The 13,965-nt window shown below is 60.7% G+C and carries 14 protein-coding genes and 1 pseudogene; 10 read left to right on the top strand and 5 right to left on the bottom strand.

The window, feature by feature from the left end:
* On the top strand, nt 1-824 hold an 824-nt coding region (locus tag AC1DLB_RS17240), incomplete at its 5' end, for a quinone oxidoreductase family protein (protein ID WP_477785333.1).
* A 116-nt stretch (nt 825-940) separates the two neighbouring features.
* On the opposite strand, the gene tsaC is transcribed toward AC1DLB_RS17240, so the two are convergent.
* The 3 genes from tsaC to AC1DLB_RS17225 form a co-directional block, all read right to left on the bottom strand.
* Nucleotides 941-1,498, bottom strand: coding sequence for an L-threonylcarbamoyladenylate synthase type 1 TsaC (gene tsaC, locus AC1DLB_RS17235; protein ID WP_018927304.1), 558 nt, complete (start codon nt 1,496-1,498; stop codon nt 941-943).
* 55 nt (nt 1,499-1,553) lie between these two features.
* The gene (gene dprA / locus AC1DLB_RS17230; protein WP_018927305.1) at nt 1,554-2,660 is read right to left on the bottom strand and encodes a DNA-processing protein DprA; all 1,107 of its coding nucleotides are present in this window, start codon (nt 2,658-2,660) and stop codon (nt 1,554-1,556) included.
* An 80-nt stretch (nt 2,661-2,740) separates the two neighbouring features.
* The gene (locus AC1DLB_RS17225) at nt 2,741-3,766 is read right to left on the bottom strand and encodes a LysM peptidoglycan-binding domain-containing protein (protein WP_477743522.1); all 1,026 of its coding nucleotides are present in this window, start codon (nt 3,764-3,766) and stop codon (nt 2,741-2,743) included.
* Between the two features lie 169 nt (nt 3,767-3,935).
* Between AC1DLB_RS17225 and def the strand changes: the two genes are divergently transcribed.
* The 5 genes and pseudogenes from def to AC1DLB_RS17200 all read left to right on the top strand — a co-directional run bounded on the left by def (nt 3,936) and on the right by AC1DLB_RS17200 (nt 8,215).
* Nucleotides 3,936-4,442 carry a peptide deformylase gene (def, locus tag AC1DLB_RS17220; RefSeq protein WP_007941507.1) on the top strand — a complete coding sequence of 169 codons (507 nt, stop codon included), beginning with the start codon at nt 3,936-3,938 and terminating at the stop codon, nt 4,440-4,442.
* Nucleotides 4,443-4,512: 70 nt separating this feature from the next.
* Nucleotides 4,513-5,472 carry a methionyl-tRNA formyltransferase gene (gene fmt / locus AC1DLB_RS17215; RefSeq protein WP_477743523.1) on the top strand — a complete coding sequence of 320 codons (960 nt, stop codon included), beginning with the start codon at nt 4,513-4,515 and terminating at the stop codon, nt 5,470-5,472.
* Nucleotides 5,469-6,338 (top strand): annotated as a pseudogene (locus AC1DLB_RS17210) (transcription antitermination factor NusB); the annotation flags it as partial. The gene fmt and the pseudogene AC1DLB_RS17210, both read left to right, overlap by 4 nt.
* Nucleotides 6,339-6,384: 46 nt before the next feature.
* Nucleotides 6,385-7,758, top strand: coding sequence for a Trk system potassium transporter TrkA (gene trkA / locus AC1DLB_RS17205; RefSeq protein WP_018927309.1), 1,374 nt, complete (start codon nt 6,385-6,387; stop codon nt 7,756-7,758).
* A gap of 142 nt (nt 7,759-7,900) precedes the next feature.
* A complete protein-coding gene (locus AC1DLB_RS17200; RefSeq protein ID WP_018927310.1) occupies nt 7,901-8,215 on the top strand; it encodes a tetratricopeptide repeat protein in 315 nt (104 codons plus the stop codon).
* 60 nt (nt 8,216-8,275) lie between these two features.
* On the opposite strand, the gene AC1DLB_RS17195 is transcribed toward AC1DLB_RS17200, so the two are convergent.
* Nucleotides 8,276-9,034 carry a lysophospholipid acyltransferase gene (locus AC1DLB_RS17195; RefSeq protein WP_477785332.1) on the bottom strand — a complete coding sequence of 253 codons (759 nt, stop codon included), beginning with the start codon at nt 9,032-9,034 and terminating at the stop codon, nt 8,276-8,278.
* A 40-nt stretch (nt 9,035-9,074) separates the two neighbouring features.
* Nucleotides 9,075-9,632: a DNA-3-methyladenine glycosylase I gene (gene tag, locus AC1DLB_RS17190; RefSeq protein ID WP_477743524.1), complete on the bottom strand. Its 558-nt coding sequence runs from the start codon at nt 9,630-9,632 to the stop codon at nt 9,075-9,077.
* A gap of 81 nt (nt 9,633-9,713) precedes the next feature.
* Between tag and glyQ the strand changes: the two genes are divergently transcribed.
* The 4 genes from glyQ to AC1DLB_RS17170 form a co-directional block, all read left to right on the top strand.
* A complete protein-coding gene (gene glyQ, locus AC1DLB_RS17185) occupies nt 9,714-10,667 on the top strand; it encodes a glycine--tRNA ligase subunit alpha (protein ID WP_003213601.1) in 954 nt (317 codons plus the stop codon).
* Nucleotides 10,664-12,718 (top strand): glycine--tRNA ligase subunit beta, encoded by a 2,055-nt coding sequence (gene glyS, locus AC1DLB_RS17180; protein WP_019651238.1) that lies wholly within the window; start codon nt 10,664-10,666, stop codon nt 12,716-12,718. Before glyQ ends, glyS begins: the two co-directional genes overlap by 4 nt.
* A 4-nt stretch (nt 12,719-12,722) precedes the next feature.
* Nucleotides 12,723-13,262 carry a D-glycero-beta-D-manno-heptose 1,7-bisphosphate 7-phosphatase gene (gene gmhB / locus AC1DLB_RS17175; RefSeq protein ID WP_167331188.1) on the top strand — a complete coding sequence of 180 codons (540 nt, stop codon included), beginning with the start codon at nt 12,723-12,725 and terminating at the stop codon, nt 13,260-13,262.
* 81 nt (nt 13,263-13,343) lie between these two features.
* Nucleotides 13,344-13,965, top strand: a 622-nt coding sequence (locus AC1DLB_RS17170) for a lysophospholipid acyltransferase family protein (RefSeq protein ID WP_477785331.1), incomplete at its 3' end; no start/stop codon positions are given.

Raw genomic sequence — 13,965 nt, 5'->3', positions numbered from 1 at the left:
ATGCGCCGCCAGCCCTGCCATCGGGCCTGGGCGCCGAAGGCGCGGGCGTGGTCGACGCAGTCGGTAGCGAAGTCACCCGCTTCAAGGTTGGCGATCGCGTGGCTTATGGCAGTGGCCCGTTGGGCGCCTACAGCGACGCGCATGTCTTGCCGGAAGCCAACCTGGTGCACCTGCCGGACGCCATCAGCTTCGAACAAGCCGCCGGCGTGATGCTCAAAGGCCTGACCGTGCAGTACTTGCTGCGTCAGACCTATGAACTCAAGGGTGGCGAAACCATCCTGTTTCACGCCGCGGCCGGCGGCGTCGGATCGCTTGCCTGCCAATGGGCCAAGGCCCTGGGGGTGAAGCTGATCGGCACGGTCAGTTCAGCGGAAAAAGCCGCCCTGGCGAAAGCCAATGGTGCCTGGGCGACCATCGATTACAGCCATGAGAACGTCGCACAACGCGTGCTGGAACTGACTGACGGTAAAAAAGTCCCGGTGGTGTACGACGGTGTAGGCAAAGATACCTGGCTGACATCGCTCGACAGCGTTGCGCCTCGGGGGTTGGTGGTGAGCTTTGGTAATGCTTCAGGCGCAGTAGACGGGGTGAATCTGGGGATTCTCGCGGCCAAGGGTTCGCTGTACGTGACCCGGCCGACGCTGGCGACCTACGCCAACAATGCTGAAAACCTGCAACGCATGGCTGATGAACTGTTCGAGATGATCATCAGCGGCAAGCTGAAGGTGGACATCAGCCAGCGGTATCCACTGGCTGATGCAGCGAAGGCGCAGACTGAGTTGTCGGCGCGCCGTACGACTGGTTCAACGATTCTGTTGCCTTGAGGGCCTCTTCGCGGGCAAGCCTCGCTCCTACAGGATTTGTGTCGTTCACACGATCACGGAACGACATTGATCCCCTGTAGGAGCGAGGCTTGCCCGCGAAGAACGATGACGCGGTCTCAATCCGGGCGCACCACATGCCCCGTCGCCAGATCGCGAATCACACTCGGATTCTTGCGCCCGCCCAGATTGCCACCGAGTACATAATCAACCTGCCCCCGGAAATACTGCTCCACGCGAATCCGCGTCCGTGCCGCCGGTCGGCCCTGAGGGTTCGCCGAGGTCGACACCAGCGGGCCGACCACCGCACACAAGTCCCGCACCAGAGGGTGGTCGCTGACCCGCAACGCCACCGTTTCATGCACACCGGTAATCCACTGGGGCAACAGATTCTGATGCGGCACCAACCAGGTGTTGGGGCCCGGCCAGGTGCTGGCCATGCGGTCCATCCACAACTCCGGGAAGTCTTCGAACAGGAAGTCGAACTGACGAATATTGTCGGCCACCAGAATCAGGCCCTTATCCACAGATCGGCCCTTGATCATCAGCAGACGATCCACCGCCTCTTCGTTCCACGGGTCGCAACCCAGTCCCCAGACGGCTTCCGTTGGGTAGGCAATGACCGCCCCGGCGCGAATTTCTCGTGCGGCTTGTTGCACACGCCAACTGTTAACCATGAAAAAACTCTCCGGAATAAGGCTCTGCGCAGTTTACCGATCTTCCTTATAAAACCTAGTTTACCCGCGCAAACCATCGACCGCTCTCACAGACCGCCCGGCCATCCATCTCCAGCTCCGTCAGCGCTGCCAGCACTTTCGACAAGGCCCAGCCGCTGGTGACCGCCAGGGCTTCGCTGGTATGAGGCGCCGCGTGGAGCAACATGAGCAGTGGATGAGTTACCGTCGTTTGCGGCGTTTCTGTGGATAACGGCAGCCGTTGCCAGCCGCGCAAGGCCTCAAGGATGTGTTCGATGGTTTCCACCAGCACCGCACCGTCGCGGATCAACTGATGGCAACCCTTTGCGCCAGGGTGGTGAATCGAACCTGGAATCGCATACACCTCACGCCCCTGTTCCGCCGCCAGCCTCGCGGTAATCAATGAACCGCTGGCAATACTTGCCTCGACCACCAACACACCAAGGGACAAACCGCTGATGATTCGATTGCGCCGGGGGAAGTTGCCCGGGGAAGGCCCGGCGTCCAGCGGGAACTCCGAAAGTACCGCGCTTCCCGAGGCGATCATGGCATCCGCCAGTCGTCGATTGCGCTGTGGATAAAAATTTTCAAGTCCCGTGCCAAGCACCCCTACCGTTTGCCCGCCAACGTCCAGAGCCGCCTGATGCGCGGCGGCATCGATGCCCAGGGCCAGACCGCTGGTGATGACAAAACCGGCGCCGGCCAGACTGCGGGAAAACGCACTGGCGGTATCCATGCCCGGTCGCGATGCGCGACGGCTGCCGACCATCGCCAACTGCGGTTTTTCCAGAATGCCCGGATCGCCCGCGACGAATAATAGCGGCGGCGCATCACTGATTTGCGCCAGCAGCGCGGGGTAGTCAGGTTGGTCCCACATCAGTAAATGCTGGCCCGGACGCTCTAGCCAGGCCAATGCGTGGCTGGCGCCATCACGAATTTCACTGCAGCGCCGGGCCTCCGCGCAAGCGAGGGGCAGGCCCAACGCGCGCCAGGCACTGGCGGGTGCGCTGATGGCTTTAGAGGCAGAACCGAAAGCCTCCAGCAACTTCTTGAAACGTGCCGGACCGAGTTCAGGCAAAAGGTGCAGGCGTAAACGGGCTTCCAGTTCCGCAGGGGAAACGGACGTACAGGCAGACAGCGACATGGATCATCCTTGATCGTTATAAGGTCCCGTCGAATCGGGAATAAACTGTGGATAACTCTGTTGGTAACTTGTGAGCAGGCTTAAGGATTTCGCACCTTGTCCATCACCGCCAAGGAGCGCGATGCGTTGAGCACCAGCCCGTAGCTGAGCTTGTCGTAGGTGCGGAATACCATCAGCAGGCCGGCCCGTTCGTCGGGGATTTTCAAGGGCTGACCGGTGATCCGGTCGCGCACGGTTTCGCCGGTTTTCATCACCACCAGCACATTGCCCTCGGCCAGGCCATCGCGCTGCCCCTTGTTCAGCGTGACGACATCCAGCGCGCCAATCTGGGTGACCCCACGCGGCACATCGATGATCAGGCCATTGATGTCGGTGCTTGGCGCACTGGGCATGAAAGTCGAATTGATCGAGCGCTCTTCGCCGCTGAACAACCGGTCGCCGAGTCGCACCTCCTGAGTGGTGCGTTGCAGGGCCAGGGTGGCGACGTCACCTTCAGTGGCAATGATCTCGCCGCCACCGATGTCGTCGGCGTTGATCCCCAGGAACTCCTTGCTCTGCGGATCGGTGTAGACCTTGCCCTGACGAAAGATGCCGTAGACCGGTTGTGCCGGATCGAAATGGCCACGCGCGAAGATTCGATCGCCGGTGCCGCTGAGTACCCGTTCGGCATCTCCGGCAACGATGTAGGGCGCCTTGTCGAAATCCTCGACCTTGTCGACGATGCGATTGCTCAACAGAAAACTGTTGATCAACTTCAGCGGAATGCTCGGGATGGCGTCGGCCACCGGTGAACTGCGGACTCGTGGCGACAGCTTGATGGTGCCCCGGGAAGCGCCGCGGTTGAGGGTCAGGCGTGGCTGACCGTTGACGTAGACCAGCGACAGCGTATCGCCGGGATAGATGAGATTGGGGTTTTCAATCTGTGGATTGGCTTGCCAAAGCTGCGGCCACTGCCACGGCTCACGCAGGTATTTGCCGGAAATGTCCCAGAGTGTGTCCCCTGCCACCACGGTGTATTGCTGTGGAAAACCTTCCCTGAGTTGCACTTGCCCATGCGCAAAACCGGCCGAGGCCAGAAGGAGCAAGGCGAGTAGTGATTTCCTCATGCGGTGAATCCCTTTATTATGTACGTTCGCGTGAAACGCCAGAGCCCTCGTGGCTCGCCTCCGGCTCATTATTGAAAAGCCGGAAGCTACGTTCACAACGGTAGCCTGCATCTTCGGACTCGCCAGGCCATCGACCCGACTTTACCTCACACGTGCAGCAATTAAGCTTATGGCCATTTTAGACATCCTCGAATTCCCCGATTCGCGCCTGCGCACTATCGCCAAACCAGTGGCCGTAGTGGACGACGAAGTGCGTCAGTTGGTCGATGACATGTTTGAAACAATGTATGAAGCGCCAGGCATCGGCCTCGCCGCTACCCAGGTCAACGTGCACAAACGTATCGTCGTGATGGACCTCTCCGAAGACCGCAGCGAACCGCGGGTGTTCATCAACCCCGAGTTCGAAACCCTGACCGACGAGATGGGTCAGTACCAGGAAGGCTGCCTCTCGGTGCCGGGCTTCTACGAAAACGTCGATCGCCCGCAAAAGGTCAAGATCAAGGCCCTGGACCGCGACGGCCAGCCTTACGAACTGATCGCCGAAGGCCTGCTCGCCGTGTGCATCCAACATGAATGCGACCACCTCAACGGCAAGTTGTTCGTCGATTACCTGTCCACGCTCAAACGCGACCGGATCAAGAAGAAACTGGAAAAGCTCCACCGCCAGAACGCTTGATGCCCTTCTTTCAAAGGCTTGCCGCGGCAAGCCTTTTTCTTTTCAAGATGCTTYGCAATTGAGAGCTTCCATGACTGAGCCACTGCGCATTGTCTTTGCCGGCACCCCGGAATTCGCCGCCGAACACCTCAAGGCCCTGCTGGGCAGTCCTTACGAGATCGTTGCGGTCTACACCCAACCGGACCGTCCGGCGGGCCGTGGACAGAAGCTGATGCCAAGCCCGGTCAAGCAATTGGCTCTGGAGCACAACATCCCGGTGTTGCAACCGCCAACCCTGCGCAACGAAGACGCTCAGGCGGAACTGGCCGCGCTGAAACCGGATTTGATGGTGGTGGTCGCCTACGGCCTGATCCTGCCGCAAGTGGTGCTGGATATCCCACGCCTGGGTTGCATCAACAGCCACGCCTCCTTGCTGCCACGCTGGCGCGGTGCGGCGCCGATCCAGCGTGCCGTTGAAGCGGGCGACAGCGAAAGCGGCGTGACCGTGATGCGCATGGAAGCCGGCCTCGATACCGGACCGATGCTGCTCAAGGTCACCACGCCGATCAGCGCCGAAGACACCGGCGGCAGCCTCCACGATCGCCTCGCAGAAATGGGCCCACCGGCCGTGATCCAGGCGATTGCCGGCCTGGCTGCGGGCACACTGGAAGGCGAAGTGCAGGACGACAGCCTCGCCACCTACGCACACAAATTGAACAAGGACGAAGCGCGCATCGACTGGAACCGCCCGGCGGTTGAGCTGGAGCGTCTGGTTCGCGCCTTCAATCCATGGCCGATCTGCCACAGCACGCTGAACGGCGAAGCGCTGAAAGTGTTGGCCGCAAGCCTGGCCGAAGGGCAGGGCGCACCGGGGAAAATCCTCAGCGCCAGCAAGGACGGCTTGATCGTCGCCTGCGGTGAACAGGCGCTGTGCCTGATCCGTCTGCAATTACCCGGCGGCAAGGCACTGAACTTCAGCGACTTGTTCAACAGCCGTCGTGAGAAATTTGCCGTCGGCACCGTCCTCGGTCAAACGGCAGACGCTCAATGAACCCACGTCTGGCCGCCGCCAAGGCACTTGCTGCAGTCCTTAACGGAAAAGCCTCACTCAACAGTTCTCTGCCGACACAAATGGACAAGGTCGAAGACCGCGATCGCGGCTTCACCCAGGACCTGGCGTTCGGCACGGCTCGCTGGCAGCCGCGTTTGTCGGCGTTGGCGGCCAAGCTGCTGCAAAAGCCGTTCAAGGCGGCTGATGCCGATGTCGAGGCGCTGTTGCTGGTGGGGCTTTATCAACTGCTCTATACCCGCGTCCCGGCTCACGCCGCCATCGGCGAAACCGTCGGTTGCGCCGATAAACTGAAAAAGCCGTGGGCCAAAGCCTTGCTCAACGCCGTACTGCGCCGCGCCCAACGGGAAAACGAAGCGCTGCTGGCCGAGCTGGAACGCGACCCGGTGGTGCGCACCGCCCACCCGCGCTGGCTGCAAAAATCCCTCAAGGCCTTCTGGCCTGAACAATGGGAAGCCATTTGCGCAGCGAACAACGCACACCCGCCGATGATTCTGCGGGTCAACCGTCGTCATCACACTCGCGACGCTTACCTTGGCTTGCTGAGTGACGCTGGCGTGGCCGCCAAGCCCTGCATTTATAGTCGCGACGGCATCATTCTCGATGCTGCTGCCGACGTGCGCAGCCTGCCGGGTTTCGCCGAAGGCTGGATCAGCGTGCAGGACGAAGCCGCACAACTGGCCGCCGATCTGCTGGACCTCGCGCCGGGCCAGCGGGTGCTGGACGCCTGCTGCGCACCGGGCGGCAAGACCTGCCACATCCTTGAGGCCGAGCCCAAACTGGCCGGCGTGGTGGCTGTGGATCTGGAAGCCAAGCGTCTGGTGCGGGTGCGGGAAAACCTCGCACGCCAGATTGCCGCCGCGCGCGGTTAACCGGGTTTAAGGGAGTGACTGGATGAAGATCATCATCCTCGGCGCAGGGCAGGTCGGCGGTTCGCTGGCAGAACACTTGGCCAGCGAGGCCAACGACATCACCGTGGTCGACACCGATGGCGAACGCCTGCGCGACCTTGGCGATCGGCTGGACATCCGCACCGTGCAGGGTCGCGGTTCGCTGCCAACCGTACTGCGGCAGGCTGGTGCCGACGACGCTGACATGCTGGTGGCCGTGACCAACAGTGACGAAACCAACATGGTCGCCTGTCAGGTCGCCCACACCCTGTTCCACACCCCCACCAAGATCGCCCGGGTCCGCGAAGCCGCGTACCTGACCCGTGCCGAACTGTTCGACAACGAAGCGATTCCGGTCGACGTGCTGATCAGTCCGGAGCAAGTAGTCACCAATTACATCAAGCGCCTGATCCAGCATCCGGGCGCATTGCAGGTGATCGACTTCGCCGAAGGCAAAGCGCAGCTGGTAGCGGTCAAGGCGTACTACGGCGGGCCGCTGGTGGGCCAGCAATTGCGCCAGTTACGCGAACACATGCCGAATGTCGAAACCCGCGTCGCGGCGATTTTCCGTCGTGACCGGCCGATCCTGCCCCAAGGCGATACGGTGATCGAGGCTGACGACGAAGTGTTTTTCATCGCCGCCAAAGCGAACATTCGCGCAGTGATGAGCGAAATGCGCCGCCTCGATGAAAGCTACAAACGCATCGTCATCGCCGGTGGCGGGCAGATCGGTGAACGCCTGGCCGAGGCCATCGAAAGCCGTTACCAGGTGAAGATCATCGAGATGAACCCGGCCCGCTGCCGCTACCTCTCGGACAACCTCGACAGCACCGTGGTGTTGCAGGGCAGTGCTTCAGACCGGGATCTGTTGCTGGAAGAGAACATCGCCGACGCCGATATTTTCCTCGCCCTGACCAACGACGACGAAGCCAACATCATGTCTTCGCTGCTGGCCAAGCGCCTGGGCGCGAAGAAGGTGATGACGATCATCAACAACCCGGCCTACGTCGACCTGATCCAGGGCGGCGACATCGACATCGCCATCAGTCCGCAACTGGCGACCATCGGCACCTTGCTGGCCCACGTCCGGCGCGGGGACATTGTCAGCGTGCACTCACTGCGCAGGGGCGCGGCGGAAGCCATCGAGGCGATTGCCCACGGCGATGCGAAGTCGAGCAAGGTGATCGGCAAGGCCATCGAAAACATCGGCCTGCCACCGGGCACCACCATCGGCGCGATCATCCGCGATGAAGAAGTGATCATCGCCCACGACGACACCGTGATCGAAACCGGCGACCATGTGATTCTGTTCCTTGTGGATAAGAAGCATATTCGGGATGTGGAGAAGCTGTTCCATGTGGGGTTGAGCTTCTTCTGATCCGAAGGCCTCTTCGCGGGCAAGCCTCGCTCCTACAGGTTTGAGCCGTCCAGCTATTATGCGAACGACTGAACCGTGTAGGAGCGAGGCTTGCCCGCGAAGGCGATTTCGAACTCCCCCAAAAAACCAGAGGTGCCACCCAATGATCGAATCCCTGGAAAAAATGCTCGCCAAGGGTGTGGATAACTCATTGCTGCGCTTCGGCCTGGGCAAGGGTTATCTGGATCTTGGGGAAAACGCCAAGGCCGCAGAGCATTTCCAGCGCTGCGTCGAGTTCGATCCGAAGTATTCGGCAGCCTGGAAGCTCTTGGGCAAGGCCCATCTGGCGCTGGCGGATTATGCGGCGGCGCGACAGGCTTGGGAGCAGGGTCTGGAAGCTGCCCGCGCCCATGGCGACAAGCAGGCGGAGAAGGAGATGACGGTGTTTCTGAAAAAGCTTGAGCGACAGGCGCACTGATCAGCGGTAACGCAGGCCAAGATCAATAGATCGCAGCCTGCGGAGTTATCCACAGCAACCTCAATACCAGCGTGCTTCGCCCGGTGGACGCTTCTTGAAGCGCTTCATGCTCCACATGTACTGGCTCGGATAAGCCCGCACGTAGCGCTCGACTACCTGGCTCATGGCCGCGCAGGAGGTTTCGGTATCGGTGCTGTACATGGCCTCTGGCGCGGCTTCGAGAATCACTTTGTAACCCGAACCGTCCGGCAGCCGCAGGGCATGCAGGAACACGCCGACCGCTTTGCCACCGGCGAGCATGTTCGGCACGAATTTGCTGGTCAGGGCCTGAGTGGCGAAGAACGGCACGAAGATCCCGGCGGATTCGGCCGGTTCCGGGTCAGCCGGAATGCCTACCGCGCCCCCCTTGCGCACTTCCTTGATCACGCTGAGGATGCCTTCCTTGGTGGAAGCCGCCACCCGGTTACCCAATTGCACCCGCTGCTTGCGCAGCAACTCATCCACCGCCTTCAGTTTTGGCGGACGGTAGAAAATGATCGGTTTGCACTGGCTGCAATAGAAGTGGTTCAACACTTCCCAGTTGCCCAAGTGGCTGGTGATGCCAACCACGCCTTTACCGGACGCCAACGCCTCTTTCAAAACGTCGAGGCCTTCGACTTCGCGCACCAGTTCAATGGAACGCTGGGCCGGCCAGATCCACGCGCAGGCGCTTTCAGTCAGAGACTTGCCGATGTCTTTCAGGCTTTGACCCACCAGCCATGGCAGTAGGGCAAACAGCCGCAGAGCGCCTACCAGCAAGGCGCCTTTAAACTTATCCACAGGTCACTCCTGATCTTGTGCTGTGCGCGAGGCGGCTATTCTAACCGCCGTTCGTCAACGTGGCGTAGCGAACGCAATCCAGGGTGTGGTCCATGACCATGCCTGAAGCCTGCATCAGCGCGTAACAAATGGTCGGGCCGACGAACGTGAAGCCGGCTTTTTTCAGGCCTTTACTCATCTCGATGGCGGCCGGTGTCACCGCCGGCACTTCACTGCGATCCTTGAAATGATTGATCACCGGCGTGCCGCCGACGAACGACCAGAGAAACGCCACCGGGTCTTCCAGCTCCAGCCAGGCCTGGGCATTGCGCCGGGCTGCGTTGAGTTTGAGACGATTGCGGATGATCCCCGGATCGAGCATCAATTCATCGATTTCCGCATCGCTCATCTGCGCCACGCGCTGCACGTCGAAGCCGAACAGCACCTCGCGATAACGCTCTCGCTTGCGCAATACAGTGATCCAGGAAAGCCCGGCCTGGAACCCTTCGAGCAAAAGCAACTCGAACAATCCCTGCGCATCGCGTAGCGGCGTGCCCCACTCCTGATCGTGATAAGCCATGTACAGCGGATCTTCGGTACACCAAAAGCAGCGTGGCATAAGGCTCCAGGGGGCGTGCGCAGGACCGAATCGGGTATACTCCCGCTCTTTAAATCGCAGCCCAAGAAACAGGTGAATTTCGTGAGCCAGCCTACGCCAGCCGTGCGTACCTTCCAAGACTTGATCCTCGCCCTCCAGCAATACTGGGCCGAGCAAGGTTGTGTGGTACTTCAGCCCTACGATATGGAAGTAGGCGCCGGCACTTTCCACACTGCCACGTTCCTGCGCGCCATTGGCCCGGAAACCTGGAACGCCGCTTATGTGCAGCCCAGTCGTCGCCCGACTGACGGCCGCTACGGTGAAAACCCGAACCGTCTACAGCACTACTATCAGTTCCAGGTAGTGCTGAAGCCGAACCCGGACAACTTCCAGGAACTGTACCTGGGCTCCCTCAAGCACGTGGGTCTGGACCCGCTGGTGCATGACATCCGTTTCGTCGAAGACAACTGGGAGTCGCCAACGCTGGGCGCCTGGGGTCTGGGCTGGGAAGTCTGGCTCAACGGCATGGAAGTGACTCAGTTCACTTACTTCCAGCAAGCGGGCGGCATCGAGTGCTACCCGGTGACGGGCGAGATCACTTACGGTCTGGAGCGTCTGGCCATGTACCTGCAAGGCGTGGACTCGGTCTACGACCTGGTCTGGGCTGACGGTCCGTTCGGCAAGGTGACCTACGGCGACGTGTTCCACCAGAACGAAGTGGAGCAGTCGACCTACAACTTCGAACACGCCAACGTCGAGAAGCTGTTCGAACTGTTCGACTTCTATGAAAGCGAAGCCAAGCGCCTGATCGAACTCGACCAGCCGCTGCCGTTGCCGAGCTACGAAATGGTGTTGAAGGCTTCCCACACCTTCAACCTGCTGGATGCGCGCCGGGCGATCTCGGTGACCGCGCGTCAGCAATACATTCTGCGTGTACGCACCCTGGCGCGTTCCGTCGCGCAAGCCTATCTGCTGGCTCGCGCCAAGCTCGGCTTCCCGATGGCGACCCCGGACCTGCGTGATGAAGTACTGGCCAAGCTGGAGGCTGCACAATGAGTGCTCAAGATTTTCTGGTTGAACTGGGCACCGAAGAACTGCCACCCAAAGCGCTGAACACCCTGGCCGAGGCATTCCTGGCCGGTATCGACAAAGGCCTGCAAGCCGCGGGCCTGAACTACGAGAGCAAAACCGTCTACGCCGCGCCGCGTCGTCTGGCCGTGCTGATTACCGCGCTGGCGACCCAGCAGCCGGATCGCAGCATCAACCTCGACGGCCCGCCACGTCAGGCTGCGTTCGATGCCGAAGGCAACCCGACTCAAGCAGCCCTGGGCTTCGCCAAGAAGTGCGGCGTCGAGCTGAGCGAAATCGATCAGAGCGGCCCGAAGCTGCGCTACAGCCAAAGCATCGCCGGCAAGCCGACCGCGAGCCTGATGCCGACCATCGTCGAAGATTCCCTGAACGACCTGCCGATCCCCAAGCGCATGCGCTGGGGTGCTCGCAAGGAAGAATTCGTTCGTCCGACCCAATGGTTGGTGATGCTGCTCGGTGACCACGTCATCGACTGCACCATCCTCGCCCAGAAGGCCGGCCGCGATTCCCGTGGTCACCGCTTCCACCACCCTGAAAGCGTGCGCATCACCTCGCCGGCCAACTACCTGAACGATCTGCGTGCTGCTTATGTACTGGCCGATGCCAACGAGCGTCGCGAGCTGATCAGCAAGCGCACCAATGAACTGGCGACCATGCAGGAAGGTACGGCGATCGTTCCGCAAGCCCTGCTCGACGAAGTGACCGCGCTGGTTGAATGGCCGGTGCCGCTGGTGTGCTCGTTCGAAGAACGTTTCCTCGACGTGCCGCAAGAAGCGCTGATCACCACCATGCAGGACAATCAGAAGTACTTCTGCCTGCTGGATGCCGACGGTAAGTTGCTGCCTCGTTTCATTACCGTGGCCAACATCGAAAGCAAGGATCCACAGCAGATCATCGCCGGTAACGAGAAAGTGGTTCGCCCACGCCTGACCGACGCCGAGTTCTTCTTCAAGCAAGACAAGAAGCAAAAACTCGAAGAATTCAATCTGCGTCTGCAGAACGTGGTGTTCCAGGAAAAACTCGGCAGTGTCTACGACAAGGCCGAGCGCGTGTCGAAACTGGCGGCCTACATTGCCGCTCGCATCGGCGGTAACGCTTCCTGGGCGGCGCGTGCCGGCCTGCTGTCCAAGTGCGACCTGGCGACCGAAATGGTCGGTGAGTTCCCGGAGATGCAAGGTGTCGCCGGTTACTACTACGCCCTCAACGACGGCGAGCCGGAAGACGTCGCCCTGGCGCTGAACGAGCAGTACATGCCGCGCGGTGCCGGCGCTGAACTGCCTACCACCCTGACCGGTGCGGCCGTGGCCATTGCCGACAAGCTCGACACCCTGGTGGGCATTTTCGGTATCGGCATGCTGCCGACCGGCAGCAAAGACCCGTATGCCCTGCGCCGCGCCGCGCTGGGTGTGTTGCGGATCCTGATCGACAAGAAGCTCGACCTCGACCTGAACGACGCCGTGGCCTTCGCCGTGAATGCGTTCGGTGCCAAGGTCAAGGCTGCCGGCCTTAATGATGCCGTGCTGGAGTTCATCTTCGACCGTCTGCGTGCCCGTTACGAAGACGAAGGCGTGGACGTCGCGACCTACCTGTCGGTACGTGCCCTGAAGCCGGGTTCGGCCCTGGACTTCGACCAGCGTGTACAAGCGGTAGAAGCGTTCCGCAAATTGCCGGAAGCCGCTGCCCTGGCCGCCGTGAACAAGCGCGTGTCGAACCTGCTGAGCAAAGTCGAAGGCTCCGTGCCGACGGTCGTTGAAGCCAAGTACTTCGACAACGCCAACGAGTTCTCGCTGTATTCGGCGATCCAGCAGGCAGACCAGGCTGTGCAGCCAATGGCCGCTGCCCGTCAGTACAGCGAATCGCTGGCGCGTCTGGCCGCATTGCGCGAACCAGTGGATGCGTTCTTCGAAGCCGTGATGGTCAACGCCGAAGACGCCAAGGTGCGAGCCAACCGCTATGCGCTGCTGGCGCGTCTGCGTGGGTTGTTCCTCGGCGTCGCCGACATTTCGTTGCTGGGCTGAGGAGCTGCTGTTGAAACTGCTGATTCTCGATCGGGACGGGGTGATCAATTACGACTCCGACGCGTACATCAAGTCGGTGGAGGAGTGGATTCCACTCCCCGGTTCGATCGAAGCGATCGCGCAGTTGAGCAAGGCCGGCTGGACGGTGGCGGTCGCCACCAACCAGTCGGGCATCGCTCGCGGCTATTACGACATCGCCACCCTGGAGACCATGCACGCCCGCTTGCGCGAGTTGGTGGCAGAGCAGGGCGGCGAAGTCGGTCTGATCGTCTATTGCCCGCACGGGCCAGACGATGGCTGCGATTGCCGCAAGCCAAAACCCGGGATGTTGAAAACCATCGCCGCGCATTACAACGTTTCGCTGACGAATCTATGGTTCGTCGGCGATACTCTCGGTGACCTGGAGGCCGCCAAAGCCGTCGACTGTCAGCCAGTTTTGGTAAAGACCGGGAAAGGCGAAAAGACTCAGGGCAAGACCCTACCGGCAGGCACCTTGATTTTTGACGATCTGGCGGCGATTGCCGCAGAACTTATCCACAACTAAGGCTCTTCTGACATCCTGGCCAAGGACTGATCGGGAGTGCGCTTGAATAGGCGGGCAGTGCCCGCAACGGTAAATGTCGCCATGTCGATACTGCAGGCCATCAGAACTTTCCTCTTTTACCTGCTGCTGGGCACCAGTTCGTTACTCTGGTGCACCCTGAGCTTTTTTATCGCGCCGTTTCTGCCGTTCAAGGCGCGTTATCGCTTTATCAACGTGTACTGGTGCCGCTGCGCCTTGTGGCTGAGCAAAGTCTTTCTGGGTATTCGCTACGAAGTGAAGGGCGCCGAGAATGTGCCTGAACAGCCCTGCGTGATTCAGTCGAACCACCAGAGCACCTGGGAGACGTTCTTTCTCTCGGCCTACTTCGAACCGTTGAGCCAGGTGCTCAAGCGCGAACTGCTCTACGTGCCGTTCTTCGGCTGGGCCATGGCCATGCTGCGGCCGATCGCCATCGACCGCGACAACCCGAAAGCCGCGCTCAAGCATGTAGCGAAGAAGGGCGATGAACTGCTCAAGGACAATGTCTGGGTGCTGATTTTCCCGGAGGGGACTCGCGTTCCCTACGGCACCATCGGCAAGTTCTCCCGAGGCGGCACCGCGTTGGCCGTCAATGCGTCATTGCCCGTGCTGCCAATTGCACACAATGCCGGCAAGTTCTGGCCAAAAACCGGTTGGGCCAAAAAGCAGGGCGTGATCACCGTGA

The organism is Pseudomonas sp. 05N434 (assembly GCF_056396965.1).
The sequence above is the reverse complement of the archived record's forward strand: the minus strand, read 5'-3'. Positions and strand labels throughout refer to the sequence as shown.